The sequence below is a fragment of the Acidovorax sp. Root219 genome (assembly GCF_001428665.1).
Taxonomy (GTDB): Bacteria; Pseudomonadota; Gammaproteobacteria; order Burkholderiales; family Burkholderiaceae_C; genus Acidovorax.
The window spans coordinates 372,727-398,071 of the sequence record NZ_LMIJ01000014.1 but is presented as its reverse complement, the minus strand read 5'-3'; the positions used below and the strand labels follow the sequence as shown (position 1 = coordinate 398,071).

23 protein-coding genes and 1 riboswitch are annotated in these 25,345 nt (G+C 66.4%); of the genes, 10 read left to right on the top strand and 13 right to left on the bottom strand.

The genetic code is table 11. From position 1 onward, the window contains the following. Positions 1-41: 41 nt before the first annotated feature. A complete protein-coding gene (locus ASE28_RS17780) occupies positions 42-395 on the bottom strand; it encodes a DOPA 4,5-dioxygenase family protein (protein WP_057267871.1) in 354 nt (117 codons plus the stop codon). A 218-nt stretch (positions 396-613) separates the two neighbouring features. On the opposite strand from ASE28_RS17780, the gene ASE28_RS17775 reads away from it, so the two are divergent. Further along, entirely contained in the window at positions 614-1,096 is a 483-nt protein-coding gene (locus ASE28_RS17775; RefSeq protein ID WP_057267816.1) for a hypothetical protein, read from the top strand. Positions 1,097-1,111: 15 nt separating this feature from the next. On the opposite strand, the gene ASE28_RS17770 is transcribed toward ASE28_RS17775, so the two are convergent. The 3 genes from ASE28_RS17770 to ASE28_RS17760 form a co-directional block, all read right to left on the bottom strand. Beyond that, positions 1,112-2,575, bottom strand: coding sequence for a PepSY-associated TM helix domain-containing protein (locus ASE28_RS17770; protein WP_057203217.1), 1,464 nt, complete (start codon positions 2,573-2,575; stop codon positions 1,112-1,114). A 9-nt stretch (positions 2,576-2,584) separates the two neighbouring features. Then, the gene (locus ASE28_RS17765; RefSeq protein ID WP_057267815.1) at positions 2,585-4,741 is read right to left on the bottom strand and encodes a TonB-dependent siderophore receptor; all 2,157 of its coding nucleotides are present in this window, start codon (positions 4,739-4,741) and stop codon (positions 2,585-2,587) included. Between the two features lie 70 nt (positions 4,742-4,811). Further along, positions 4,812-5,037, bottom strand: a riboswitch (cobalamin riboswitch). A gap of 26 nt (positions 5,038-5,063) precedes the next feature. Next, on the bottom strand, positions 5,064-6,392 hold the full coding sequence (locus ASE28_RS17760; protein WP_057267814.1) for a lytic murein transglycosylase: 1,329 nt from the start codon (positions 6,390-6,392) through the stop codon (positions 5,064-5,066). Positions 6,393-6,458: 66 nt separating this feature from the next. Between ASE28_RS17760 and sbcB the strand changes: the two genes are divergently transcribed. The 3 genes from sbcB (at position 6,459) to ASE28_RS17745 (ending at position 11,197) form a co-directional block, all read left to right on the top strand. Then, on the top strand, positions 6,459-7,898 hold the full coding sequence (gene sbcB / locus ASE28_RS17755; protein WP_057267813.1) for an exodeoxyribonuclease I: 1,440 nt from the start codon (positions 6,459-6,461) through the stop codon (positions 7,896-7,898). A gap of 43 nt (positions 7,899-7,941) precedes the next feature. Then, complete coding sequence (locus tag ASE28_RS17750) at positions 7,942-9,192, top strand: cystathionine gamma-synthase family protein (protein WP_057267812.1); 1,251 nt, start codon at positions 7,942-7,944, stop codon at positions 9,190-9,192. Positions 9,193-9,298: 106 nt separating this feature from the next. Beyond that, positions 9,299-11,197 (top strand): sigma-54-dependent Fis family transcriptional regulator, encoded by a 1,899-nt coding sequence (locus ASE28_RS17745; protein ID WP_057267811.1) that lies wholly within the window; start codon positions 9,299-9,301, stop codon positions 11,195-11,197. Positions 11,198-11,227: 30 nt separating this feature from the next. Here the strand turns inward: ASE28_RS17745 and ASE28_RS17740 are convergent, their stop codons facing one another. The 3 genes from ASE28_RS17740 to adh form a co-directional block, all read right to left on the bottom strand. Next, positions 11,228-12,031 carry an isocitrate lyase/phosphoenolpyruvate mutase family protein gene (locus ASE28_RS17740; RefSeq protein ID WP_082608119.1) on the bottom strand — a complete coding sequence of 268 codons (804 nt, stop codon included), beginning with the start codon at positions 12,029-12,031 and terminating at the stop codon, positions 11,228-11,230. Positions 12,032-12,146: 115 nt separating this feature from the next. Then, positions 12,147-12,575, bottom strand: coding sequence for a DUF779 domain-containing protein (locus tag ASE28_RS17735; RefSeq protein ID WP_082608118.1), 429 nt, complete (start codon positions 12,573-12,575; stop codon positions 12,147-12,149). Positions 12,576-12,586: 11 nt separating this feature from the next. Continuing rightward, a complete protein-coding gene (adh, locus tag ASE28_RS17730) occupies positions 12,587-14,107 on the bottom strand; it encodes an aldehyde dehydrogenase (protein ID WP_057267809.1) in 1,521 nt (506 codons plus the stop codon). 355 nt (positions 14,108-14,462) lie between these two features. On the opposite strand from adh, the gene ASE28_RS17725 reads away from it, so the two are divergent. Then, positions 14,463-15,806 (top strand): protein kinase, encoded by a 1,344-nt coding sequence (locus ASE28_RS17725; protein WP_057203279.1) that lies wholly within the window; start codon positions 14,463-14,465, stop codon positions 15,804-15,806. A 40-nt stretch (positions 15,807-15,846) separates the two neighbouring features. On the opposite strand, the gene ASE28_RS17720 is transcribed toward ASE28_RS17725, so the two are convergent. Continuing rightward, positions 15,847-16,293: a VOC family protein gene (locus tag ASE28_RS17720; protein WP_057267808.1), complete on the bottom strand. Its 447-nt coding sequence runs from the start codon at positions 16,291-16,293 to the stop codon at positions 15,847-15,849. Between the two features lie 91 nt (positions 16,294-16,384). Between ASE28_RS17720 and ASE28_RS17715 the strand changes: the two genes are divergently transcribed. Next, positions 16,385-17,038: a TetR/AcrR family transcriptional regulator gene (locus ASE28_RS17715; protein WP_082608117.1), complete on the top strand. Its 654-nt coding sequence runs from the start codon at positions 16,385-16,387 to the stop codon at positions 17,036-17,038. Positions 17,039-17,044: 6 nt separating this feature from the next. Here ASE28_RS17715 and ASE28_RS17710 read toward each other — a convergent pair whose 3' ends face one another. From ASE28_RS17710 to ASE28_RS32115, 5 genes are all read right to left on the bottom strand, one after another. Then, on the bottom strand, positions 17,045-18,604 hold the full coding sequence (locus ASE28_RS17710; RefSeq protein ID WP_057267806.1) for an EAL domain-containing protein: 1,560 nt from the start codon (positions 18,602-18,604) through the stop codon (positions 17,045-17,047). A gap of 139 nt (positions 18,605-18,743) precedes the next feature. Continuing rightward, positions 18,744-19,019 (bottom strand): putative holin, encoded by a 276-nt coding sequence (locus ASE28_RS17705; RefSeq protein WP_057267805.1) that lies wholly within the window; start codon positions 19,017-19,019, stop codon positions 18,744-18,746. A 159-nt stretch (positions 19,020-19,178) separates the two neighbouring features. Next, positions 19,179-21,518, bottom strand: a complete 2,340-nt coding sequence (locus ASE28_RS32120) for a hypothetical protein (RefSeq protein WP_157422017.1) — start codon at positions 21,516-21,518, stop codon at positions 19,179-19,181. A 203-nt stretch (positions 21,519-21,721) separates the two neighbouring features. Continuing rightward, entirely contained in the window at positions 21,722-22,321 is a 600-nt protein-coding gene (locus tag ASE28_RS17690; protein WP_057267802.1) for a hypothetical protein, read from the bottom strand. Then, positions 22,318-22,524 carry a hypothetical protein gene (locus ASE28_RS32115; protein WP_157422016.1) on the bottom strand — a complete coding sequence of 69 codons (207 nt, stop codon included), beginning with the start codon at positions 22,522-22,524 and terminating at the stop codon, positions 22,318-22,320. Before ASE28_RS32115 ends, ASE28_RS17690 begins: the two co-directional genes overlap by 4 nt. A gap of 182 nt (positions 22,525-22,706) precedes the next feature. Between ASE28_RS32115 and ASE28_RS31475 the strand changes: the two genes are divergently transcribed. The 4 genes from ASE28_RS31475 (at position 22,707) to ASE28_RS17675 (ending at position 25,311) form a co-directional block, all read left to right on the top strand. After that, positions 22,707-22,877: a Mor transcription activator family protein gene (locus tag ASE28_RS31475; protein WP_162262258.1), complete on the top strand. Its 171-nt coding sequence runs from the start codon at positions 22,707-22,709 to the stop codon at positions 22,875-22,877. 279 nt (positions 22,878-23,156) lie between these two features. Beyond that, positions 23,157-23,657 carry a hypothetical protein gene (locus tag ASE28_RS17685; protein ID WP_057267801.1) on the top strand — a complete coding sequence of 167 codons (501 nt, stop codon included), beginning with the start codon at positions 23,157-23,159 and terminating at the stop codon, positions 23,655-23,657. Between the two features lie 37 nt (positions 23,658-23,694). Then, positions 23,695-24,318: a superoxide dismutase gene (locus ASE28_RS17680; protein WP_057267800.1), complete on the top strand. Its 624-nt coding sequence runs from the start codon at positions 23,695-23,697 to the stop codon at positions 24,316-24,318. A gap of 54 nt (positions 24,319-24,372) precedes the next feature. Further along, the gene (locus ASE28_RS17675; RefSeq protein WP_235516154.1) at positions 24,373-25,311 is read left to right on the top strand and encodes a ZIP family metal transporter; all 939 of its coding nucleotides are present in this window, start codon (positions 24,373-24,375) and stop codon (positions 25,309-25,311) included. Positions 25,312-25,345: the final 34 nt, after the last annotated feature.

Here is a 25,345-nt window from a genome sequence, read left to right as displayed (position 1 = left end):
GCCCACCACCCGGTGGGCTTTTTTTCATGGCCCTGGCTCGCTCAGCCGGTAAAGCCCACCAGGTTCAGCGTGTGCGAGTGCCCGAGCCAGATCGCGCAATCGCGGTGGTCGCGCAGGCCGTCACCGGTGTTGGGATGGGCGAACACGTCGAGCGTGCCGTGGTTGAGCGCCAGCCAGCCGATAACGTGCGAAAAGTCGGCCGTGCCGAAGGCGAGCTGGTAGCTCCACACCGGGTGTGGGCCCACGGGTCGCTCATGGAAACGGCCGATCTCCACCCGGCCCGCCAGTTCGCGCGCGATGGTCTCGCGCAGTGCCCAGGCCGCATCGCGGCTCTCGGCGTCGAAGTAGACATGGGCGTGCCAGTCGCGGATCAGGGCAGGGTCGAGCAGGGGCATGGGCGGCATGTTACGGCCTGGTCGGCCGCCGTGCAGGGCCGGCCTGCCCAAGCCCCCACGGCCCAGGGGCGCTGGCGGCAGTGTCTGGTTTGCGCATCATCCAGGGGCGCTGCACAGTCCCTGCGGCCCGCAGCCCTTGGCACGCAGTGGAGTGCGCGCTACATTGGTCGATTCGGCCGCTCCCGCGCGGCCCCTTCCTGCACGGGGGCATCGACACCATGGCACTGACCCGATTCACCGCATCGCTGTTGCTGCTGGGATCCACCCTGGCATGGGCCGCGCAGGCGAGCCCGACCGAATGCACTTCGGGTGTCCGGTTCACCGCCGCACAGGCAGAGATCGATGCCGCGCTCAAGACCGTGGGCGACGGGCCGCTGCGCAACCGGGCGCGCCTCGAATCCCAGCTCAAGGCCAGCGGGGCCACGCGCGGCTGGTCGCAGGAGCAGCAGGCCGAGATGCTGCGCAAGGCCTACAGCTCCGCAGGCTACTGGGCACTTGAGAAGGCCAAGCAGCCGCATGTGTCCACGCTCATGCAGGCAGTGACGGCGAGCTCCGGCCCCGACCCTCGGGTCTCCAAATGCACCGCCGCCAAGCAGGTGAAGGCCAGCGCGTGGGCCGTGGCCGACATCCATGGCCGCCAGTACGCCTATGTGGCCCGCGAAGTGGGGCTCATACAGTCCACACAGGCCAAGGCGCGCTGAACACCCGGCGGGCGGTCATTTCGCCAGCCGGCGCCAGCCAATCACCACGCCTGTGACCGACACGACGAGGCCCGCGAGCGACAGCACCCAGATCGCCAGGTACCAGGCTGGCGTCTTGAGGAACAGCGGAAAATCCAGGCTGTGCAGCCCGTTGAAGAGCCAGCGGCGCAGCCGGCTGTCTGAGGTGCTGGTGGACAGCAACTGCCCTGTGGCAGCGTCCACATGCAGCCAGGTGGCCGCGTCGTCGTGCAGCACGATCCGCCACACCGGCAGCACGGGCGGCACGTGGCGCGCATACCAGTAGCGGTCGGGCTCGGTCAGCAGCGCCGGGGTGTCCGCGGCGATGCCTGGGTAGCTTGCCGCGGTGGCCCTCGCCAGGTCCTCGGGCACGACCGCCACAGCCAGTCCGGTGGCGGCATCCACGCTGCGGCGCCCGCCGGCGGCGTCCGACACCACCCACACCGGGCGGCCGCCATACCAGGCGGCCTCAACCGCCTTGGCGGGCGATGGGGCGCTGGCCAGCGTGTGCAGGCCTGGCAGCCCGTGCGTGAACTCCGGCCCGGCCTGTCCGAACTTCGCCGCCGCGTTGCCCGGCGTACTGTGCGAGAGCCAGCGGTTGGGACCCATCGAGAACCAGCCGCTGAACACCCAGGTCAGGATGGCGATGCCGCCGATGAGGCCCAGCACATGGTGCCAGGCCAGAAAGCCCCGGTAGGGCGTGGCCGAATCGCCCCGGTAGCGGCGGCGCAGGCGCACGCGCAGCACGCCCACGATGAGCCCGGTGCCGGCCGACACCATGGCCAGGCCCGAGGTCCACAGCACCAGTTGCCGCCAGAAGTCTGCATGCCGGCGGATGGGGGCGTAGGTGTAGTAGTGCAGCAGCGTGCCGAACAGTGTCCAGCGGCGCTCGAAGGCGCTGGTGTCGCGAACCACCTCGCCCGTCTTCTGCGACACGTAGAGTTCCGTGCCTGCGCCGTCGTCGATGGCGACGCGGTGCAGCGGCCGCGCCTTGTCGAAGCTGTTGGCATTGGGCAGGGTCCACTGGTCATCGACGCTGGTCTCCAGGTAGCGCGCCGTCGCCGAGCGGGCGAATCCGCGTGCAATGGCCTCGGCGCGTTCGGGCGTGACCGCGCTTAGCGGCGTGGCCGATGCAGAAGCCACGTGGTGGTTGCCCTTGACGTCGATGACGCGCCATACGGGCGCATCCAGGCTCTGCTCCAGCGCCATCCTGCGGAGTGCCGCCAGCTGGAGCTGCGCCAGCGCCTCGGCCGGTGTGACCGTCACCTGCGCGAGGTCCAGCACCGGCAGGCCATCGATGCGCTCCTGCGGCGTGAGCGCAGGAAAGCGCACATGCAGCATCACCAGCCCCGACACGAACCACAGCACGAACAGGATGCAGCCGGCAATGCCCAGCCAACGGTGGGTGAAGTACAGCGCCCGCCGCAGCGGGCGCCACAGGGCGTGCAGCGCGGGGCTCACGCTGCGCAATCAGAAGCGCACATGGGCCGACAGCTCTGCCGAGCGCGGGCGGCCGAGGATCCACTGGTTGTTGCCGCTGTACAGCGTCTGCGCGTAGATGCGGTCCGTGAGGTTGTAGACATGCAGCGCCAGCACCGTGCCCGGGCGCACGGCCCAGCGCAGGCTGGCGTCGGCCACGGTGAAAGAGGCCGCGCTGCTGCTGTTGGCGTTGTCCACCTTGCGTGCGCCCACGTAGCGCAGGCCCAGGCCCGCCTCCCACGCGGGCAGGAAGGCCCAGGTCGCCCAGGCATTGGCCGTGCGCTCGGGCACGCCGGGCGGGGTGTTGCCGTTGCGCGAGACCACGCGGCCGCTGACCACTTCGTTGAAGTCGTCGAATTTGGCGTCCAGCACGGCGGCATTGAGGTCCAGCCGCACGGTGGACACCGGCGCATAGCTGACCGATGCCTCAATGCCGCGCGAGGACTGGGCGCCCACCTGCTGGAAGAGGTTGGGGTCCACCGCGTCGCGGATCAGCAGCTTCTTCTTCTCGATCCAGTAGGCGGCCAGCGTGAACTCGCCCTTGCGGTCGTCGAACAGTTGCTTCCAGCCGATTTCGGCTTGCCTGCCCGTGGCCAGGTCGAACTGGCTCTGTTGCGCCGAGGTGTTGACCACGCCGCCCAGCGGGTCGGCCGCCGTCGAATACTGTGCGTAGACGGACGTGACCGGCGTGACGGCATACACCGCGCCGATGCGGCCCGACAGGTGGTTGAAGCCCTTGTTCACATCGGGATCGATGCGCTTGGAATCCTGCTTGCCATAGGAGATCGAATCCCAGCGCAGGCCCGTGACCAGCGAGAGCTGCTTGGTGAGCTGCAACTGGTCTTCCACGAACAGCGAGCGCGTATCGGTCTGCGCCTTGAACAGCTCGCCCACGGTCACACCCGTGGTGGGGAAGTTGCCGGGCACGAACTGGTAGGGGTCGAGCGACTGCGCGGCCGCGCCGTCGCCCCGCGTCTTGGCGTATTCGAGCCGGTTCACGTCGAAGCCCACCGTGAGGGTGTTGGGCAGGCCGGCAATGGGCTGCTTGAGCGTGGCGTCGAAGCGGTTGCCCACCTGGTCCAGCGTGTAGTCGATGCCGATGAAGCCCGAACGCGTGATGCGCCGCGTGGCGGGCACGTAGGCATAGCCCTCGGCATTGTTCCAGTGGCGGTCCGAGGCGATGCGGTACAGGGAGTTGCGCAGGGTGAGTGCGCTGGATGGCGTCCACTCCGTGTCCAGGCGCGTCCACTGGTCGCGGAACTTGAGGTACGCATCGGCCACGTTGAAATTGGCCTTGCGCAGTGCCGGGTCGATGCGGCCGTTGACCAGTGGAATGCCGAAGTAAGGCGCGGGCTCCTGGTTGCCGTAGTCGTGCGACAGGGTGAAGCGCAGGTCGGGCGTGGCATCGAAGCGCAAAGCGCCTGCGGCCACCAGCGACTTGGAGCCGCTGCGCTCCACATGGCCGTTCGAGCGGTTGTGCGACAGGTCCACCCGGTACGACCACTGCTCGTTGATGGCGCCGCCGCTGCCGAATGCCGTGCGCACTGTGTCCTGCGAGCCGTAGGCCAGGCGCACCTCGTTGGAAATGGCACCGCGCGTGGGCTTCTTGGGCACGGTGTTGATGGCGCCGCCGATGGCACCCTCGCCATACATGATCGAGGCGGGGCCGCGCAGCACCTCCACACGCTCGGCCTGCCAGGGGTCGAACGGGAAGGTGACGGTGCCGCCCGAGACGTACTGGCGCGTGCCGTCGTACAGGCGCATCACCGAGGTATTGCCGGCAAAGCCGCGCGCCACCAGGGCGCCGCCGGCGGCCGAGGCCGTCTGCGTGATGCCGGTGGCGCGCGAGGCGGCGTCGGCGATCGACTGGTCACCGCGCTGGCGGATGGTCTCGCCCTCGAGCACCTCGACCGAGGCCGGCGTTTCCAGCGCCGTGAGGCCCAGCCGGCTGCCGGTGCTGGTGGGCGTGGTCAGCGTCTGGGGTGTTTCGATGAAGGCACCGGACTGCACGGTGACCGGTGCCAGGGTGGCCGTTTGGGCCTGCGCGCCCGTGACGGTAGCCAGCGTGAGAACGGCGCCATACAGGCACGAGACATGGAAGCGCACGGGCGCATGCCCGGCCGAGGGGCTGCAAAAGTGGGGGTTCATGGGGCAACGGATACAGGGGCGTCCTCCCCGGCATCCCCGCCGGGTCTGGACTGAACGGTATGCAGGCAGGCCTGCAAGCCACTTCGTTGGCCGGTATCCGGGCTGGGTGGAAAAAGCGTCCCTTGCCTTCCCAGACGTTGTACGTCCAGTGGCTTCAAGAGGGATGCCGAGCCGTAAGGCTCTTCCACCGACCGTTGCGGGGGCAGCGCAGGTCAGGCTTGTTGCCAAGCCCTCCTGCTTCCCGTTGAACTGCGTTCCAGAAGAGGACCGCGAGCACCAACAGGGCGCGATTGTATGCGGTTGTTAACGGTCAGTGCTGCGTTCAGGGCGCCGCAAGCCGCTGCAACAACTCGGTGGTCGGGTAGCCATCGGCCACCGTGCCCAGGCTCTGCTGGTACTGGCGCAGCCCGGCGCGCGTGGCCGGGCCCATCACGCCGTCGGGCGTGCCGGTGTTGAAGCCGCGCTGGTTGAGCAGGGTCTGTATCTGCTGCATCTGGCTGCGCGACAGCGGTGCGAGGTCACGCGGCCAGGCGGTGGCCACGCCGCTGCCGCCGTCGATCTGGCGCGCCAGCAGGCCAACGGCCAGCGCATAGCTCACCGAGTTGTTGTAGCGCAGGATGGCGCGGAAGTTCGGCCCCACGAGAAAGGCCGGGCCGCGTGCGCCGGCCGGCGTGGCGATGGAGGCGGCCTCCAGCGTGGGCAGCGGTTGCCCGTCCACACCCTGCACGCCTTCGGCAGCCCACTGGGCCGCCGCCTGGCGCACGTTCTGCTCGGCACGCGCGTAGTCAAAGCCCGGCGGCAGCCGCACCTCCACACCCCAGGGCTGGCCGGCCTGCCAGCCCATGCGCGCGAGGAAGTTGGCGGTGGAGGCCGCCACGTCCGGGATGCTGCCCCAGATATCGCGGTGGCCATCGCCGTCGGCATCGACCGCATAGGCCAGAAAGACCGAGGGCAGGAACTGCGTGTTGCCCATGGCGCCGGCCCAGGAGCCCACCATGCGCTCGTCGCTGATGTCGCCCTGGTCCAGGATGCGCAGGGCCGCCAGCAGCTCGCTGCGCGCCCAGGCCGCGCGGCGGCCTTCGAAGCCCAGCGTGGCCAGCGCATCGACCGCGCGGAAGCTGCCGAAGTTGCTGCCGTAGTTGCTCTCCATGCCCCAGATGGCGGTGATGATGGAGGAGTGCACGCCATAGCGCGTGGCTGCGGCGTCGATGGCCGCCTGGTGTTCGGCCCGCTTGGCCTGGCCCTGGGCGATGCGCTGGGCCGACACGGCGCTGTCGAGGTAGGCCCAGGGCGTGCGGTTGAATTCGGGCTGGGCGCGGTCGAGCTCGATCACGCGCGGCTGCAGCGTGGCATGGGCCAGCACCTGCTGCACGGTGGCCGGTCGAATGCCCGCAGCCAGGGCCTCGCGCGAGAAGCCGGCGATCCAGGTGGCAAAGCCGGCCTGCTCGGTATCCTGCGGCGCGGGGCTGGTGACGGGGGCGGCTGCTATCGGCGTAGCGGGGGGCGGTGTTGGTATCGCTGCAGGCGGGATGGGCGCGGGCGATGTAGCGCAGCCTGACAGGGCGCAGGCCAGGGCCAAGGCAGTCAGGGCGGAGTGGGGTGCAACCTGCAAAAAGCGGCGGGCAAAATGGGGGGCAAGCGAAATGGGCATTCCCCATTGTCCCGTGCCCGGCATACTTGCGGGTTCCGGTGTTTCTGACCGTAGCAATTTCATTCCATGCATACCTTCCTCTGGCACGACTACGAAACCTTCGGCGCCAACACGCGGCGCGACCGGCCTGCGCAGTTCGCAGCCATCCGCACCGATGCCGACCTCAATGAGATTGGCGAGCCGCTGAACATCTTCTGCCAGCCGGCCAACGACTACCTGCCCGACCCGGTTTCGTGCCTCATCACCGGCATCACGCCCCAGCAGTGCCTGGAGCAGGGCATGCCCGAGCACGCCTTCGCGGCCCGCATCGAGGCCGAACTAGCCCGCCCCGGCACCATCGGCGTGGGCTACAACACCATCCGCTTCGACGACGAGATCACGCGCTTCATGTTCTGGCGCAACCTGATCGACCCCTATGCGCGCGAGTGGCAGAACCAGTGCGGCCGCTGGGACCTGCTGGACGTGGTGCGCATGACCTACGCCCTGCGCCCCGACGGCATCACCTGGCCCCAAAAGGAAGACGGCGCGCCGAGCTTCAAGCTCGAGCACCTGTCCAAGGCCAATGGCCTGCTGCACGAGGCCGCGCACGATGCCCTGTCGGACGTGCGCGCCACCATTGCCCTGGCGCGCCTCATCCGCCAGCACAATACCAAGCTCTTCGACTTCGCGCTCAGCCTGCACAAGAAGGACCGCGTGGCGGCCGAGCTGCGCCTGCCGGCCACGGCCATCACGGCCAGGGCTTTCCTGCATGTGTCCGGCATGTTCCCGGTCGAGCGCGGCTGCCTGGCCGTGATGTGGCCGCTGGCCAGCCACCCCACCAACAAGAACGAGCTGATCGCCTGGGACCTCGCGCACGACCCCACGCCCCTGGCCAGCATGGGGGTGGAGGAGATCCGCCTGCGCATGTTCTCGCGCGCGGCCGACCTGCCCGAGGGCGTCACGCGCCTGCCCATCAAGACCATCCACCTGAACAAGTCGCCCATGGTGGTGGGCAACGTGAACACGCTTACGGCCGAGCGCGCCCGGCACTGGAACATGGACCTGCCCCAGGCCGCCCAGCACGCCGAGATCGCCCGCGTGCTGCCCGACATGAGCGGCATCTGGCCCCAGGTGTTCGCCCGGCCCGAGGAGCCCACGCCCGACGTGGACCAGGACCTGTACGGCGGCTTCGTGGGCAACGGCGACCGGCGCCAGCTCAACGACATGCGCGCCATGAGCGGCGAGAAGCTGGCGCGCACCCGCCCCTCGTTCGACGACCCGCGCTTAAAGGAGTTGCTGTGGCGCTACCGTGCACGCAACTTCCCCGCCACCCTCTCGCCCGAGGAGCAGGAGCGCTGGGAGGCGCACCGCGCCGCCTGCCTGTTCGACGGGGCGGGTGGTGCTCGCACGGTGGAGCAGTTGTTCACCGAGATCGACAATCTCTCGGAGACTGCCGACGACGACCGCACCCAGGACATCCTGGGCGCCTTGTACGATTACGCCGAACACATCGCGCCCGAGCGCTGAGAACCTTCCTTTTTTCACGCCTGCCGAGCAGGCCCGCATTCCCATGAGCAGCAGCAACGACAAGCCCACCCGCCAGTTCACCACCGAGATCGTGCATGCCGACCGCTTGGCCGGCACTGAGTACGGTGCGGTGCACCAACCCATCCACACCTCGGTGCAATACGGCTACGAGAAGGTGGAAGACCTGATTGGCGTGTTCCAGGGCACGATCAAGGGCGGTTTCAACTATGCCCGCCAGGGCACGCCCACCACGGCGGCGCTGGAGGCCAAGGTCACGCAGATGGAGCGCGGCCAGGGCTCCATCGTGTTTGCCACCGGCATGGCGGCCGTCTGCGCGGTGTTCCTCACCTTGCTCAAGGCGGGCGACCACCTGCTGGCCAGCAAGTTCGTCTTCGGCAACACCAACAGCGTGTTCGGCACCCTGGCCGACCTGGGCATCGAAGTGACCACGGTGGACGTGACCAACGCCGCCCAGGTGGCCGCCGCCGTGCGCCCCAATACGCGCATGGTGTTCGTGGAGACCATTGCCAACCCTGGCACGCAGATCCCCGACCTCGAAGCCATCGGCACCCTGTGCAAAGAGCGCGGCCTGCTCTACGTGGTGGACAACACCGTGGCATCGCCCTACCTGTTCCGCCCCGTCACCGTGGGCGCTGGCCTTGTCATCAATTCGCTGACCAAGAGCATCGGCGGCCTGGGCGATGCCCTGGGCGGCGCGGTCACCGACACCGGCCTGTTTGACTGGAGCAGCTACCCCAACATCTTCGCCCCCTACCGCAAGGGCGACGCCAAAGGCTGGGGCCTGCAGCAGGTGCGCAAGAAGGGCCTGCGCGACATGGGCGGCATGCTCTCGTCGCAAGCGGCACACCAGATCGCGCTGGGCGCCGAGACCTTGGCCCTGCGCATGGACCGCACCAGCGCCACGGCCCTGGCCCTGGCCCAGTGGCTGGAGCAGCACCCGGCCATCGCCCGCGTGCACTACCCGATGCTCGAATCGCACCCGCAGCATGCGATCGCGCGCAAGCACTTCAAGGCCGGCTCGTGGCTGCTGGCCTTCGAGTTGCGCGATGCCGACCAATGCCTGTCTTTTTGCAACCGCTTGCAACTGCCGATCAACGCCACGGGCCTGGCCGACACGCGCACGCTGATCATCCCCGTGGCGCACACCATCTTCTGGGAGGCGGGCCCCGCCGTGCGCGCCAACATGGGCATTGGCGACGGCATGATCCGCCTGTCCGTGGGTTTGGAGGAGATCGAAGACCTGCTGGCGGACTTCGAACAGGCCCTCGCCTAAATGCCCCCGATGCCAGCCTGCCGGTGCAAGCTGGCGTAAGGCCGGCATGCTAAGGTTTCCTGAAATGCCGGGCAGTGCAAACTGCCACGGCCGCAAGGAGACAACCATGCACCTGGAGCAAGCCGCCATGGCGGCACCGCGCGACCTGATACCCCACGCCCATGCCCGCTCGGCCGCCTACGGGCTGCGCGAGCAGGACGTGATGGACGTTATGCCCCTGGCTGGAGCGGACCTGCGGTGCACGCTGCAGCGCAACCAGTTGCTGGCCGATCATGCGCTGCCGGTGATGGAGACGCTCTACCACCAGATCGCCGGCACCCACAGCATGGTGCTGCTCACCGATCCCGAGGGCGTGATCCTGCATGCCCTGGGCGATGACGATTTCGTGGCCCGAGCCGACCGCGTGGCCCTGCGACCCGGCGGCGTGTGGACCGAGGAGCGCAAGGGCACCAACGCCATCGGCACCGCGCTGGCCCTGGGTCAGGGCGTGCAGGTGCATGCGGGCCAGCACTACCTGCGGGCCAACCAGTTCCTCACCTGCTCATGCGTCCCCATCCTCGACCCGCAGGGCAGGGCGCTGGGTGCGCTGGATGTGAGCGGCGACCACCGCAGCCAGAGCAAGCACACCATGGCGCTGGTGCGCATGTCCGCCCAGATGGTGGAAAACCACCTCTGGAACCAGGTCCACGCAGATGCGGTGCGACTGCACTTCCACGCGCGGCCCGAGTTTTTGGGCACGCTGGTAGAGGGGCTCGCGGCCTTCGGCACCGACGGGCGCTTTCTCTCGGCCAACCGCAGCGGGCAGTTCCAGCTGGGCCTGTCGCACAGTGCGCTGCAGGCCCATACCTTTGCCTCGCTGTTCGGGGTGGAGATGGGGCAGGTGCTCGACCATTGCCGCAGGGCGCCCACGGCGCTGCTCACGCTGCGGCTGCCAGGCGGCGTGACGGTGATGGCCCGGCCCGAGGTCCGGCCGCAGGCCGAGCGGCTGTGGTCCGGTGATGCGCCAAGGCAGGCCGGGGCCCCCGTCCAGGTGCGGCCTGCCCGCTCCGCGGGGCTCTCCGGTCTGCGCTACCTCAACACCGGCGACCCCGCGCTGGCCCAGGCCATTGACCGTGTCACCAAGCTGCTGGGCCGCGACATCGCCACGCTGATCCTGGGCGAGACCGGCACCGGCAAGGAGTTGCTGGCGCGCGCCATCCACCACGACGGGCCGCGCCGACAGGCGCCGTTCGTGGCGGTCAACTGCGCGTCCATCCCCGAATCGCTGATCGAGTCAGAGCTGTTCGGCTACGAGGAGGGCGCCTTCACCGGTGCACGGCGCAAGGGCAGCCCCGGCAAGATCGTGCAGGCCCATGGCGGCACGCTGTTCCTCGACGAGATCGGCGACATGCCTCTGGCGCTGCAGGCCCGCCTGCTGCGCGTGCTGCAGGAGCGCAGCGTGGCGCCCCTGGGCGGCACGCGCCAGGTCGAGGTGGACATCCAGGTGGTCTGCGCCACCCACCGCAACCTGCGCGCGATGATGGCCGAGGGCAGTTTTCGCCAGGACCTGTACTACCGCCTCAATGGCCTGGTGGTGCGCCTGCCCGCGCTGCGCGAGCGCAGCGACCTGGCCGCCATCGTGCAGCGCATTTTGCAATCGGGCACCGAGCCCGCCGCTCCGCCGCTGCCCGTGTGCCCCGAGGTCATGGACCTGTTCGCGCGCTGCGCCTGGCCGGGCAACCTGCGCCAGCTGACCAATGTGCTGCGCACAGCGGCGCTGATGGCCGAGGGCGATACCGCCATACGGCGCGAGCACCTGCCCGAGGATTTTCTGGAGGAATGCGAGGAGGTTGCAGCGCTCGCAATCGCACCCGCACCCGCCGCGCAGCCCCTGCAGGCCATCACCGCCGCGGCCATCGCGCAGGCCCTGGCCGCACAGGGCGGCAATGTTTCAGCCGTGGCGCGTGCGCTGGGCGTATCGCGCAATACGGTGTACCGGCACCTGCGCGCCCAGGCGGTGGGCTGAAGCGCGCGGCCTCGCGGCAGCGCGGGCCTTTCAGGGGCCGTTGAAGAGGTTCTGCATCTGCCCGTACGGGATCTGCCCCTGCAGCTTGTCCGATTCGCCGCCCTGCAGAAAATCCGTCGCCAGCTTCGCGGCATGGCCCCACAACACCTGCGGGATGCCGGAGCCCGCGCTGAGCCGCTTCACCCCCAGGGCCTGCAGCTGCGTGGCGTTGGCCAGGCCGCCCCAGGCCATCAGGTTCAGCGGCAGGTCGACACCGGCCACGACGGCCTGGATCTGCGCGGCATCGGTCAGCCCGGGTACGAACAGGCCATCCACGCCCGCGCTGCGGTACAGATGGCCGCGCGTGATCGCTTCTTCGACCTGGCTGCCCTCATCGACCAGCCGTGCCAGCACGACATCCGTGCGTGCGTTGATGAACAGGTCCAGCCCGTCCTTGGCCAGCCGCTCCCGAATCGCCTCGGCCTTGCGTGCGAGTAGCTCAGCGGGTTTGCGCCCGTCTTCGAGGTTGATGCCGGCAACGCCCACTTCGGCCAGCCGCGCAGCCAGGTCCGCCACCTGTGCCGGGTCGTCCGAATAGCCGTCTTCCATGTCCACGGACAAGGGCACCTGCAGCACCCGCACCAGGTTCTTCGCGAACGCCAGCACCACCTCGACGGGCATGGCGTAGCCGTCAGGGTACCCCTGCGACCAGGCCACGCCCGCGCTGGTCGTGGCGATGGCCGTGGCCCCCAGGCTCTCGAACAGCCTGGCGCTGGCAGCGTCCCAGGCGTTGGGCAGGCGCAGCAGGGTGCCATTGGCGTGCAGCCCGCGGAACGTGGTGGCATTTGCGGTCACAGGGTCTCCTTCGGTGGGTCTTTGCGCGAGCATACCGCCGGTGGACCTTGAAGGCATGGCCAGGGCACTGAATGAAGCCCGCCTGAGATGTTTTGTGCCCCGGGCGGGCTTCGTGTCAAGCCACCGGGTGCAGCTTCAGAAACTGTGCTTCTGCTTCGCTGAACAGCCGCGAGCGGATCAGAAAACGCAGGCCCGTGGGCCGCTCCAGCGAGAACATGCCGCCCCCGCCGGGCACCACGTCGATGGTCAGCTGCGTGTGTTCCCACACGGCGAACTGCGGTCGGCTCATGTAGAAGGGCTCGCCAGCCACATACCCGAGCAGCACGTCGGAATCGCCGGTCATGAACTCGCCGCGTGCAAAGCACATGGGCGCGCTGCCATCGCAGCAGCCACCCGACTGGTGGAACATCAGCGGGCCGTGCTGCGCGTGCAGCCGCGCGATCAGTTCCAGGGCCGCGGGCGTGGCCGTGACGCGGACCGGTGGGGCCGTGCCATGGCCTTGCCGGTCGGCCTCATGGGCTACAGGGGCCAGGGTATCGGCCATGCTGCGCGTGCTCAGAAGAAGCCCAGCGGCGCCTGCGTGTAGCTCACCAGCAGGTTCTTGGTCTGTTGGTAGTGGTCCAGCATCATCTTGTGGTTCTCGCGGCCGATGCCCGACTGCTTGTAGCCGCCGAAGGCCGCGTGCGCCGGGTACTGGTGGTAGCAGTTGGTCCACACGCGCCCGGCCTGGATGCCACGGCCCATGCGGAAGGCGCGGTTGCCGTCGCGGCTCCACACCCCGGCGCCCAGGCCATACAGCGTGTCGTTGGCGATCTCCAGCGCTTCTTCCTCGGTCTTGAAGGTGGTGACCGAGAGCACGGGCCCGAAGATCTCCTCCTGGAAGATGCGCATCTTGTTGTGGCCCTTGAAGACGGTCGGCTTGACGTAGTAGCCGCCGGCCAGGTCGCCTTCGAGGTGGTTGCGCTCGCCGCCGATCAGGCACTGCGCGCCTTCCTGCTTGCCCAGGTCCAGGTACGAGAGGATCTTTTCGAGCTGCTCCTGCGAGGCCTGCGCACCGATCATGGTGCCCTTGTCGAGCGGGTGGCCCTGCTTGATGGCGGCCACGCGCTTGAGCGCCCGTTCCATGAAGCGGTCGTAGATCGATTCCTGGATCAGTGCGCGGCTCGGGCAGGTGCAGACCTCGCCCTGGTTCAGCGCAAACATCGCAAAGCCTTCGAGCGCCTTGTCGAAGAAACCATCGTCGGCGTCCATCACGTCCTCGAAGAACACGTTGGGGCTCTTGCCGCCCAGCTCCAGCGTCACCGGGATGATGTTCTGGCTGGCGTACTGCATGATCAGCCGGCCGGTCGTCGTCTCGCCCGTGAAGGCGATCTTGGCGATGCGCGGGCTGCTGGCCAGGGGCTTGCCGGCCTCCAGGCCGAAGCCGTTGACCACGTTGAGCACCCCGGGCGGCAGCAGGTCGCCAACGATCTCCAGCAGCACCAGGATGGAGGCGGGTGTCTGCTCTGCGGGCTTCAGCACCACGCAGTTGCCGGCGGCCAGGGCCGGGGCCAGCTTCCACACCGCCATCAGGATCGGGAAGTTCCAGGGGATGATCTGCCCCACCACGCCCAGCGGCTCGTGGAAGTGGTAGGCCATGGTGTCGTGGTCGATCTCGCTGATGCCGCCTTCCTGCGCACGGATGCAGCCCGCGAAGTAGCGAAAGTGGTCGATGGCCAGCGGAATGTCGGCCGCCATGGTCTCGCGCAGCGGCTTGCCGTTGTCGATGGTCTCGGCCACGGCGATGGTCAGCAGGTTGGCCTCCATGCGGTCGGCGATTTTCAGCAGGATGTTGGCGCGGTCCGTGGTCGAGGTCTTACCCCAGGCGGTCTTGGCCTTGTGCGCGGCGTCCAGCGCGGCATTGATGTCCTTGTCGTTCGAGCGCGGGATGGCGGTGAACACCTGGCCGTTGATGGGCGAGCTGTTCTCGAAGTACTGCCCGTCGATGGGGGCCACCCACTGGCCGCCGATGTAGTTGCAGTATTGCTTCTTGTAGGGGTTGGCGATGCCGAGGCTCGCGATTTCTGCCATGTTCATGTGCTTGTCTCCTGCGGTGGTTGGGATGTGCCAGGCGCCGTTGCCGGTGCCTGTACCCCCTGCAGAGCGCAATGCCCGTGCCAGCGGCACGCGGGGCAGGGTGCGGTGTCGGCGAAGGCGCGCCAACCCAATGCCCATGCGGCTTGCGCCCCCATCGGCGGGCGTGCGCCGGCAGCGGCTGGCGCGCCATGCCGGTGTGCCATGGCACACCCGTTGTTCCACAACGGAACAGCGCAGGTGGCACAGCCCTGCACACATGGCAGTCGCTTGCGTGCGAAATGCCCGCCCTGGAGCCCGGGGCGTGGTTGCGGGCCGCTGGTTTTGCCACAATGAGGGCATCGCCACCCGGATGCCCATGACCGCTACCCCCACCACCATTCCCGCCACCATCGGCAAGTACCGCATCGAGCGCGAGCTCGGGCGCGGTGCCAGCGGCATCGTGTACCTGGGGCTCGACGGGTTCCGCGGCAAGCGCGTGGCCATCAAGCAGATGCACGCCCACCTGCTGGCCCAGCCCGACCAGGCCGAGCGCTACCGCCGCCTGCTGCGCAACGAGGCGGCCATGTCCGGCCGGCTCAAGCATCCCCACATCGTGCGCTTGCTCGACGCCGACGAGGACGCCGCCCAGCCCTACCTGGTGCTCGAATACGTGGACGGCCAGCCCCTGGCGGCCCATGCCCGGGCCGATGCGCTGCTACCCGTGCCCCAGGTGCTGGACATCGCCTTCAAGTGCTGCAATGCGCTCGAATACGCCTACCGCGAAGGCCTGGTACACCGCGACATCAAGCCCGCCAACCTGATGCTGGCCGCCAACGGCGACGTCAAGCTCACCGACTTCGGCGCCGCGCTGTCGCTGCGCAGCGATGCCACGCAGCTGTCGGGCATGGTGGGCTCGCCGTCCTACATGTCGCCCGAGCAGGTGCGCGAGGAAGATTTGACGCACCACAGCGACATGTTCTCGCTGGCCATCGTGGTGTACGAGCTGCTCACGGGCCGCCGCCCGTTCGACGGCGAGACCGACTTCGCCACGCTGTACAAGATCAGCCACGAAGAACCCACGCCCCCGAGCCTGCTGCGCGCCTCGCTGCCTGGGCATGTGGATGCCGTGCTGCTGCGCGCCATGGCCAAGAAGCCGGCCGACCGCTTTGCCACCTGGGGCGACTTTGCCCAGGCGCTGCTCGACGCCCACCGCGACCTGCCGCGCCAGCGCTCGCAGGACACCGAGGCCGAGCGCTTCGGGCGCCTGCGCGAGCTGCCCTTTTTTGCCGATTTTCACGACGTGGCGCTGTGGGAGCTGATGCGCCTGGGCAACTGGCGCCGACTGGAGCAGGGCACCGTGCTCATGCGCGAGGGCCAGCCCGGCGACTCGTTCTGCATCCTCATCGAGGGCCAGGTGACCGTGAGCCGCCAGGGCTGGACCCTGAGCACCCTGGGTGCGGGCGTGACCCTGGGCGAGATGACCTACCTGCGCCCCGACAACCGCCAGCGCACCGCCACCGCCGTGGCCGAGACCGAAGTGCTGGTGCTCAAGATCCGCAACCCCGCGCTGCGCGAGGCGTCCGAAGACCTGCAGTCGCGCTTCGACAAGGCCTTCATCAAGCTGCTGGTGGGCCGGCTGATCGCCGCCAACGAGCAGATCGCCGAATGGGACATGGTGGCTGGCCAGGTGTTTGCACCCGAAGGGCCTGACGGCAACTGAACGGGTTGCTCGCGGGCGAGACCGCTGGGTGCCCCTGAAGTCACTTCACATAGTCATCCCAGAAGCCAGGCGCAGGCTCGGCCTGCTCCACGATGTCGAGCACCAGGCCCGAGGGGTCGCGCACCTGAAAGCGCACCTGGCCCCAGGGCTCGTGCTGCACGGCGTAGGCGATCTCCACGCCGGCCGCACGCAGGCGGGCTTCTTCGCGTCGGGCGTCTTCCACCTGCAGGGTCAGCAGCAGGCCCTGGCCGTTGAAGACCTCGGGGCCTGGTGGGCGCGAGGGGTGGTCGGGCGCCATGAAAGTGATCGAGGTGGTGCCGCCCTCGGTGCTGCCGCGCGACAGCAGCACGAACCACGAGGCCTCGAACACCACTTCGAAGCCCAGATGCTGCACGAAGAAGTCGCGCGAGGCCTGCACGGTGGCGGTGGTGACCAGGGGGTAGGCCGAGGTCAGTTGCGAAAGGGTGGCGGGGGAGGGGGTTGGCATGGGGCTCCTGTGGCGAGGATGGGATGACCGCAGATGTCAATCGGGTACATACTGTCTGTATGTTCAATAAATGTAGATACGTACAGTCTGTATGTCAATAGGAAAATCCAGTTCCAGGCCCGCTGCGGGCAACCGGCGGCTGGAGAAGGGCGCCCAATCACGCACCCGGCTCATCGCGGCGGCGCGCGCTTTGTTCGAGCGGGACGGCTATGCCACTACCTCCACCGAGGCCCTGCTGGCGGCCACGGGCCTGACGCGCGGCGCGCTGTACCACCACTTTCGCGACAAGAAGGACTTGTTCGTTGCGGTCTGCGAGGCCGTGCATGCCGAGCTCAGTGCCGCCATCGACGGGGCGACCGATGGCCAGGCTGATCCTGCAGACCAACTGATGGCGGGCGCGCTGGCCTGGATCGACGCCGTATCCCACCCCGGCCCGCGCCAGGTGCTGCTGATCGACGGCCCCTCGGTGCTGGGCGCCCAGGCCTGGGCGGAGCTCGATGCCCGCCATGGCTACCAGCAGCTGCATGCCGTGGTCACGGAGATCCTGGCACCCGCGGGCCTGTCTGCCCTGGAAGTGGATGCCTGCGCCTCGGCCCTGAATGGCGCCATCAACGAGCTGGCGCGCTGGCTTGCGCGCCACCCGGCCGAGGTGTACCCGGGCGCACGCGATGCGAGCATCTCCGCCCTGCAGCGGGTGTGCGCCAGCGTGCTACCGCCTGCGGCGAGGGCGAAAAAGGGCGCCTGAGCCTGTCTACCGGCCGACTTGGGTCTTCAAGCCCGCCAACAGTTCGGCCAGCGGCATGGCCTTGGCAAACAGCCAGCCCTGCGCATGGCGCACGCCGCGCTCGCGCAGGAAGTCGGCTTGGAACTGGGTTTCCACGCCTTCGGCGATCAGGTCCAGCTCCAGCTTCTGCGCCATCTCGATGATGTGCGTGGTGACCGGGCTGATGGCGGCCTGCGCGCCAATGCTGGCGATGAAGATGCGGTCGATCTTGAGCGTGTCGATGTCGATGGATTCGAGCATAGACAGGCTCGAATAGCCGGTGCCGAAGTCGTCCATGGCGATCGATGCGCCGATCTGCCGGCCCGCCTGCAGCGCGGGCCTGGCGGCCTCGATGTCCACCAGGCCACGCTCGGTCACCTCCAGCATCAGCGAGCCGGGCGGCATCCCGATGGCTTCGAAGCGCTGCTGCAGGTACTGCACGGGCCCATCGGCCACCAGGTCCTGGGGCGAGAGGTTCAGGCTGACATGGAAGCCCGGGCTGGCCTTGAGTAGATCGGGCAGGTCTTCGAGCACGCGGTCCATCACGTAGCGGGTGATGTGCGCGACCACGCCCGTGCGCTCGGCCTCGGCAATGAATTCGTCGGGTGGGACCAGCGTACCGTTGTTGCGGCGCCAGCGGAGCAGGGCCTCGGCGCCTGCCCACTGGCCGGTCTGCAGGTCCACGATGGGCTGGTAGAGCACGAAGAACTCCCGCCGCCTGAGGCCCGCGCGCAGCCGCGACCGGGAGGACAGGGTCCAGCGCGTGAGCGCCGCCACCCCCAGCGCCAGGGTGGCGCTGGCGAACAGCCCCAGGGGTGCCAGCACCAGCGCCTGGGCCGCCAGGCCTTCATAAGCCAGGGCCTTTGGCGCAGCGGCCAGGGCGGCGATGTTGTTCTCTTTCGAGCTGCGAAACACGACGTGGTGCGTGTCGCTTTCCACCAGGCTGTGGGTTGGCGCCTGGTAAAGGTCCAGCCAGGCCTCCTGCAGCGGCCCCCGGGAGCGGATCAGTGCCTTGGGCGCGATGATCGCCAGGCCCAGCGACACGTCGGCATGCAGCACCGGCATGTCGATCACGATGCCGGGGTGGATGATCACTGCATGGCCGTTGCGCGCGTAGATATTGAAAGGCTGCTCTGGCGCAAAGGGCAGCCGCGCCCCGATCCAGCTGGAGATGCCGGTCGAGGTGACCATCGGCTTGCCCGGGAGCGGTACCGGCCCGCTGCCCAGGGTGAGCGTGCTGCAGACCAACTGGCCGTCCACCACCGAGCCCATGCCCTGCAGGTAGAACGAGGTGCCCACCATCTGCTGCATGCGGGCCAGGCTGGCCTGGCTGCAGGGTGGGCTCGCGTCCTTGTCCAACTCGTTCAACGCCGCCACCAACTGCTGGCGCGAAGCGATGCCCCGGCGCAGCACCTCGTCTGCCAGCGAGGTCAGGTAAGCGATCTGGTCGTCATGGGCCTTGCGCTGGGCCAGGTAGAGCGACGCCGCAATGGGAATCAACGCCGCCAGCAGCAGGGGGACCGAGGCAACGACGTAGAAGCGTTTCATGGGTGCGGCGGTGAGGGCAGGGGCCTTGCAATGAGGGTCGATGCTGGCGTGTTTTGGGGCAGTGGGCAATCGGCCGTACCCTGCCTACCGGATGGGTGTCCATGCCCCGGCCCGGCTTCATTTCTAGGTTTGAATGTTACTACCTGTTAATGACGTCGGGCCTGTTTCCGCCAGTGGGCTCACTGGAGCCGAGCCGCCAGTCGCGCGCCAGGTAGCCGTCGCGCCGTGTGCAGGGGAACAGGGCGCGGTCGACCCAGTAGGCCATGACGGCGGCCAGCGAGACCAGCGAGGCCTTGTAGATCGTGAGCCCGAACTTCTGCGGGGCGATGACCGCGATCAGCACCAGCGCCGGGACGAGCCAAGTGGACGTGCGCGGGGCGCGCAGCCAGGCGGGAACGGAGTCTCTGAGTTGCATGGGCCCCTCCAAGGGCAGGACAGTGGTGGAACAGACCCCGCGAGGGGTGAGCCATCAGTGTCTGTAGGAGGGACTGGGGCGTCTTGTGGACGAGGGAACTATTCAACCAACTGCGCTACAGCGGCGCATCTCGGATCGGTTAGGTACGGCTAAGGAGTCTCACTTCGGTTGAGGGTTAAAAAAAATCGACTCTGTTGCAAGGGCCAGGTCCTCTGCCTCACGCACGCGGGCTGCGATGTTGAATAACAAGGCGGTGCGATCGTAAAGTTGATAGGGTTCCAGCTCTCTGTCGCTGAGAAGGATGGCCCTGCGCCTGTAGGGTCCGTTAAGCGACTTGGCAAGTTCGATTTCCTGGGCTGTGAATGGACATAACTTGGCTAGCAAGACGAATGTATCGAACCGATCTGTAGGGAACGCGTCTGCAACGGCTTTCAGGCTTTCTATGTCCTTCTGGTTGATCGTGCCGCCATCTCCTGACCTTGCTGATGCTAATCCTTCATCCTTGCATTCAGCCAGAATAACGGTCGTTTTCTTGGGGAAAGGTCTAGCAACAATCCAAACAAAATCCACCTCGCAAAACGGTTCCTTCCCCCCGTTTTTCCTGGTTAGTTCCAGAGATGGCGAAAGTAGGTATGCGGAATCTAGGTTGGTGTCCAACTGCTGGAGGGTCATGGCTACTGCAACGGCGCCCTGCGCGTTCCGTTCGGCGCCCAAGACTCCAGAACGTCGGTAGTGCCATTCTTCATTGACCAACTGTTTGGTCGCATCGAACTGCTGACCACACATTTCACAATCGATCTTCTGTCGAAGCTGCTCCAATGACGTCCAACTGGGCATCTGACAATTTGTACAGATCAGCTCAGCGCCTACTCGGAAAAGCCCCTTTTCAACCAGGTGCGAAAAAACATCTGGCGCCCGGAGTTTTGTTCTTGGCGGCCTGGGACCAAGATGGAGATATTCATGATCTGCGAAGCTGCTTCCATTCTTTCCTGGTTCTTTTGCTCCAATCAGCTGTACGGCAGATTTTTTGGTGAAGGCAGTTGTGGGGCGGTAGGTCTTGAGAAGACGCCTAACGCCTGGGATTTTAAAAACGATGGCGCCTGACACGCCCCCCAGTTGATTGATCAATTGCCGAGTGATAAGCCCGCCTGAACTAAGCTTCGACTCAAAGCCTACTAGATCGAAAATTTTCTCAATCAGAGGCGCTACAGGCAGCGGATAGATGGTCTCGTCGGTATCGAAGGCGTCAATGATCACCGCAATCCGCTGTGATTCGAGCCGAAGGTTGGCATAGCCAAACAGCATTGCACGCGCGCAGTACTCGTTCAGCTCAGGTACAAACGGAGGGGCTAACGTATAGTCTGTCGCGTCGTCGCGGAAGCCTGCTCCGAATGAGAGAGATGCCACAAGATGCTGCGTCCCGAACCAGATGTCCCCAGAGTACGGTTTCTCGGTGAAGCCAAATGAAACCTTTGGCTTTCCTGATGCTGCCTTCGTCAACACACCAAGAGTGTTCACTTCCCCGAGATGCATCATAGGAGGCTGTATATTGAGTCCATTCCACGAAGCCGAGCCTGCAGTGCAGTACAGCCAGGGCCCATCACCTAAGCTGACTTTGATTGCTTCCGTATCCACGTCGACGGGGCTGCCCTCCCGTGACCAAATAGCGATACCAGCTGAGCCACCTTCGGCGCTTCGATAGGAAAGAAGTGCGCGCGCCAATTTTCTAAAGTTTGGAACAATGGCCTTGTATCTGTCGATGTGATTAAGGTCTACAAACCACAGGCTCTCATCGCCAGCCCTCAAGTTCCAGCATGCGACAAGATCATCGAGATTATTCGAATCGCCGAGAAAGAATCCCGGACGGTGCCCACTGAAATGAGAGCTGTAGTGCCGCTCCAAACCATACCTTGAAAAAGAAGCAATGGTCGGATGGTCAAAGATGTCTGAGGGCAGTTCGTCGCCGTCGTGAAGGTCGTACTCTTGGGCGTCAGTGGACTCTTTCACCATCTTCCAGTAGTTGATTTCTACGTCTTGAGGGTAGCTACCAAACTGCATCAAAAAAATGTCTGCGAGTGCATCGTATTCTTCCCATCGATAGAGTCGAAATCCCCTATCTTTCCATTCCTTCCACTCAGGTCGGTGATGCAGATATTGAAGGGTGTTTTGGATGTCGAGCACATGGGCGCGAGTGTCCTCAGACCCAGACCCCACGAAAAGTTCGTCTTGATGGAAAGGGTTGATCAGATGCGGGAACTTCTTCGCAAAGGTTTGCACCTCATCGGAGTCGCCGACGGGGAGGATGATGTCAGGGCGGAAGAGCTCAACGATTAGCGTCGCGTCAGGCTCGCGGTCAACAATCACAATCGGATTGAAGCGTCCCCCCCATAGTGCGTGCGAGTGACGCACGGCCTTTCGAAAGCCCTCTTTGTCCCCGGCTCTTATTGCCCAACAAATGCGCAGCGGCCTATAGGCGATATTGACCCGAACCGATTCCATTCATATCCTTAATGCACCTCGGTGCGGCTTAAGCTGGCTGGCTGCGTTCTAGATGTATTCGAACTCAGCCTTGTGGCTCTCTTCCTGCGTGGGATGGCGCGCGTTGGCTTTGAGCGTGCCGTAGATCGCTCGCGTGCCGCCAATCTGCCAGGCACACGCCGCAGGCAACCGGAAACAGCAACCGCGCCACGAACCGGGCCCCATCAGTACCCGCCGAACGTCACATAAATTGGCGGAACGGAGCCCTCAATCGGCTGCACCTTTTCATACGTGGAGCCGTAGGAGCTCCAGCGCCAGATCTCGGCCACCTTCCAGGCCTCTTGCTGCTTCTCCATCACATACTTGTACTGGTCACCTTCCTCCCGGCGCTTTGTGTCGGCGGCAGTCAACGTGGTCCCAGGTGGCAGCGGCGTACTGTTGCGAATCTTAGTGACGACTATCGCCCGCGAGTCCGTTTCGACCTTGGCCTCGGAGATCTCGCGCGAGTAGGTGTAGAGCGGTTGTTCAAACTTCACGTCGCTTACGAGCTGCGCGGTCGCCACCTTCGACAGGCCCGCTGTTCCCTGCTGGAAAGAATCACCAGCTCGGTTATGGCGTTTGAGGGCATGGTCCGACGCAGTCAGCCAGTCGATCTGGGCCCAGTAGGACTTGAGTGCCCTGTCAGGGGTGGAGACGTCCGCCACAGGCAGCGGAGCTGTTTGAGCGGCTTGCGGCTGTTTCGGGTCGCAGCCTGCCAGTGCTGCGGACAGCGCGAGACCCGCTGCCAGCGCAGCGATAGTGGTAGCGCTCGTTCCCTTGTTCATACGTCCCTCCTTCGTTTTTGATGTTTGTTTGAGCCTGCGCTCAGTGTGTGGCAGGTGCCGCAGCAGCTACGCATCGGCAGGATCAGGTCCACCACTATGACGTTGCCTTGGACGCAGCCAACTGCACCATCGCCCCAATTCTTCAGATATGCCTGCGACTTCAAGCCTTCGACCAGACGCTGCATCCAAGCCCATTCGATCAATTTGTATCTCCTTTGTTACAGCCATTGTGAACAAAGGATGGGGATTTGGGGCCTGCCTCCCCCATTTGGACTAGGTGGCCGCTACTTGCGTTTGCTCGGCGTGGATCACGCTGCCGTCGACTGAGGGCGAAGCACTGGGGCGGGCAGATCATTTCCTTCCCCCAAAGACCTGCTGCTAGCTGGTGCGCCTTGAACTGGAAATTTGGAGCAAGTTTCTGGGCGACAACTATGACGAACTGGCCCGCCAGTACGACATGACCGTCAGCGGCATGCGCAAGCTGATCACCCGCATTCACACCAAGCTGGCAGCGGACACCCTGCACGACCTTTTCGACCCTGCCCGAGTCGGCTGAGCGGTTGGCGACAATCGTTGCCGCCATTACACCGGGCCTGTCCCACTCCATCCCCGCCACGTTCCCGAAAATCCCATTTGTCGCGTTTTTGGTTGGTTTATCTCAATTCCCTTCAGCTTGTCTTCCGCTGATCTTGCGTCGGATGCAGGCTTCCGAGTTCACGCCCACGGACCCCCAAAGCCTCCTCACTAGACAATACGAATGAGAATGCATATCATTTAATTGCCTGAGTACGCTACGCCCCGTCCACCGCAAAAGGCTCCCACCAGGAGCATTGCCATGGACCTGCGCCACGCAGCCAGCCTTTCGACCGCCAACACTGCCCGCGACGCCCTGGCGCCCGAGCCCGCCACGCTGGCCCATTGGGAGCGCACGCTGCAGCGCGCCAATGCCGCGCTGCGCATGGGCCAGCCCGTCATGGCGCTGGCTTACCAGCAGCAGGCTCTGGTCATTGCCCTGCGCATTGCCCAGGAGCCCCCGGCCGGCCGCGAGGACGACTGCATTGCCGCCCTGGTGGTCTCGCACCTGAACCTCGCCGACCTGCAGGTCGAGGCCGGCGCACTGGAGGAGTGCGCGCAACTGCTGTGCAGCGTACACGCCACGCTGCTGGGCCTGATGGCCGATGGCAGCCGGGGCGCTGCGCTGCAGCAGGCCGCATGGCGCCACAGCCGTGAAACCCACGCCGCCTTGTTGCGCCATGTGCAGGCGCATGGCGCGCACCCCGACATCAGCGCCGTGCTGGCCGCTGCTTCGGGCGTGCTGCAAGGCGCTGCCCACTGAGCTTTTTCTTATTCTTCCCCACCCCTGAAAGGACCCCATGCCCTATTCGCTGCCCGCCTTGCCCTATGCCTACGATGCGCTGGAACCCCATATCGATGCCCGCACGATGGAGATCCACCACACCAAGCACCACCAGACCTACATCAACAACCTGAACGCCGCGCTGGAAGGCACGCCCCATGCCGGTCTGCCGATCGACGAGCTGGTGGCGGGGCTGGTGCAACTGCCCGAGAACCTGCAGGGCCCCGTACGCAACAACGGCGGCGGCCATGCCAACCACAGCCTGTTCTGGGCCGTGATGTCCCCCACAGGCGGCGGCGAGCCGCAGGGCGAACTGGCGGCGGCCATTGCCACCGAGCTGGGCGGCTTCGATGCGTTCAAGGAGGCCTTCACCAAGGCGGCGCTCACGCGCTTTGGCAGCGGCTGGGCCTGGCTGTCGGTGACCAGCGCCGGCCAACTGGTCGTGGAGAGCTCGGGCAACCAGGACAGCCCGCTGATGGCCGGCCTGCTGTCGGGCAACACCCCCATCCTGGGCCTGGACGTGTGGGAACACGCCTACTACCTGCAGTACCAAAATCGCCGCCCCGAGTACATCGCGGCGTTCTATAACGTAGTGGACTGGGCCGAGGTGGCACGCCGCTACGCCCTGGCGCGCGGCTGAGCCGACCGGCACTGCGCCTTGCACCCTGACCCGATGCCACCCGGAGCCGACACCATGCCCGTTGTTCCCCCGCCATCCCCCGACCATGCCGCGCTGCCGGCCGGCCTGACCCCGGCTGCCCGCCAGCAGCCTTTGCACTGGCGCCAGTGGCTGGGGCTGGCCATCGTGGTCACCGGGGGCGTGGTCGGCACCTGGCAGATCTGGCAGTGGATTGCGGGCCAGCCGGTGGTGCTGTCGGCCCTGCTGGGCGGCAGCGCTGCCGCCCTGGCCACGGCCCTGGGCACCTTGCCGGTGATGCTGTCGCAGCGCATTTCCGAGCGCACGCAGGACACCATGTTCGGCTTTGGCGCCGGGGTGATGCTCGCGGCCTGCTCGTTCTCGCTCATCATCCCGGGCATCAATGCCTCGCGCGCAGCCGGGGCAGGGGCCTGGGAGGCGGGCGGCACCATGGGTGCCGCCATCCTGCTGGGTGCGCTGGTGCTGCTGCTGATGGAGCGCCTGCTGCCGCACGAGCACTTCATCAAGGGCGTGGAGGGCCAGACCTCGCGCACGCTGCGGCGTACCTGGCTGTTCGTGTTCGCCATCGCGCTGCACAACCTGCCCGAGGGCCTGGCCATCGGCGTGGGGTATGCGAGCGGCGACGCGATGCGTGCCAGCGCGCTGACCACCGGCATCGCCATCCAGGACGTGCCCGAGGGCCTGGTCGTGGCCGTGGCGCTGCTGGCCGCCGGCTACAAGCGCTGGTTGGCGGTGGGGCTGGGCATGGCCTCGGGCCTGGTGGAGCCCATCGGCGCGGTGGTCGGTGCCGCCGTGGTCAGCTACTCGGTGAGCCTGCTGCCCTGGGGCCTGGGCTTTGCCGCCGGCGCCATGCTGTTCGTGATCAGCCACGAGATCATCCCCGAATCGCACCGCAAGGGGCATGAGGCCTGGGCGACCGGTGGGCTGATGCTGGGCTTTGTGATCATGATGGTGCTGGATACGGCTTTGGGTTGATGAAATGAAGCACCCCCTGGCGGTATATGGGTGA

What these genes read in the sequence shown, in the direction of transcription:
- ASE28_RS17685 (WP_057267801.1), top strand. Translation starts at nt 23,157, where the DNA reads ATGGACCTGCGCCACGCAGCCAGCCTTTCGACCGCCAACACTGCCCGC.
- sbcB (WP_057267813.1), top strand. Translation starts at nt 6,459, where the DNA reads ATGCATACCTTCCTCTGGCACGACTACGAAACCTTCGGCGCCAACACG.
- ASE28_RS17725 (WP_057203279.1), top strand. Translation starts at nt 14,463, where the DNA reads ATGACCGCTACCCCCACCACCATTCCCGCCACCATCGGCAAGTACCGC.
- ASE28_RS17720 (WP_057267808.1), bottom strand. Translation starts at nt 16,293, where the DNA reads ATGCCAACCCCCTCCCCCGCCACCCTTTCGCAACTGACCTCGGCCTAC.
- ASE28_RS17775 (WP_057267816.1), top strand. Translation starts at nt 614, where the DNA reads ATGGCACTGACCCGATTCACCGCATCGCTGTTGCTGCTGGGATCCACC.
- ASE28_RS17690 (WP_057267802.1), bottom strand. Translation starts at nt 22,321, where the DNA reads ATGAACAAGGGAACGAGCGCTACCACTATCGCTGCGCTGGCAGCGGGT.
- adh (WP_057267809.1), bottom strand. Translation starts at nt 14,107, where the DNA reads ATGAACATGGCAGAAATCGCGAGCCTCGGCATCGCCAACCCCTACAAG.
- ASE28_RS17765 (WP_057267815.1), bottom strand. Translation starts at nt 4,741, where the DNA reads ATGAACCCCCACTTTTGCAGCCCCTCGGCCGGGCATGCGCCCGTGCGC.
- ASE28_RS17750 (WP_057267812.1), top strand. Translation starts at nt 7,942, where the DNA reads ATGAGCAGCAGCAACGACAAGCCCACCCGCCAGTTCACCACCGAGATC.
- ASE28_RS17780 (WP_057267871.1), bottom strand. Translation starts at nt 395, where the DNA reads ATGCCCCTGCTCGACCCTGCCCTGATCCGCGACTGGCACGCCCATGTC.
- ASE28_RS17680 (WP_057267800.1), top strand. Translation starts at nt 23,695, where the DNA reads ATGCCCTATTCGCTGCCCGCCTTGCCCTATGCCTACGATGCGCTGGAA.
- ASE28_RS17760 (WP_057267814.1), bottom strand. Translation starts at nt 6,392, where the DNA reads ATGCCCATTTCGCTTGCCCCCCATTTTGCCCGCCGCTTTTTGCAGGTT.
- ASE28_RS17710 (WP_057267806.1), bottom strand. Translation starts at nt 18,604, where the DNA reads ATGAAACGCTTCTACGTCGTTGCCTCGGTCCCCCTGCTGCTGGCGGCG.
- ASE28_RS17705 (WP_057267805.1), bottom strand. Translation starts at nt 19,019, where the DNA reads ATGCAACTCAGAGACTCCGTTCCCGCCTGGCTGCGCGCCCCGCGCACG.
- ASE28_RS17675 (WP_235516154.1), top strand. Translation starts at nt 24,373, where the DNA reads ATGCCCGTTGTTCCCCCGCCATCCCCCGACCATGCCGCGCTGCCGGCC.
- ASE28_RS17745 (WP_057267811.1), top strand. Translation starts at nt 9,299, where the DNA reads ATGCACCTGGAGCAAGCCGCCATGGCGGCACCGCGCGACCTGATACCC.
- ASE28_RS32120 (WP_157422017.1), bottom strand. Translation starts at nt 21,518, where the DNA reads ATGGAATCGGTTCGGGTCAATATCGCCTATAGGCCGCTGCGCATTTGT.
- ASE28_RS17735 (WP_082608118.1), bottom strand. Translation starts at nt 12,575, where the DNA reads ATGGCCGATACCCTGGCCCCTGTAGCCCATGAGGCCGACCGGCAAGGC.
- ASE28_RS17715 (WP_082608117.1), top strand. Translation starts at nt 16,385, where the DNA reads ATGTCAATAGGAAAATCCAGTTCCAGGCCCGCTGCGGGCAACCGGCGG.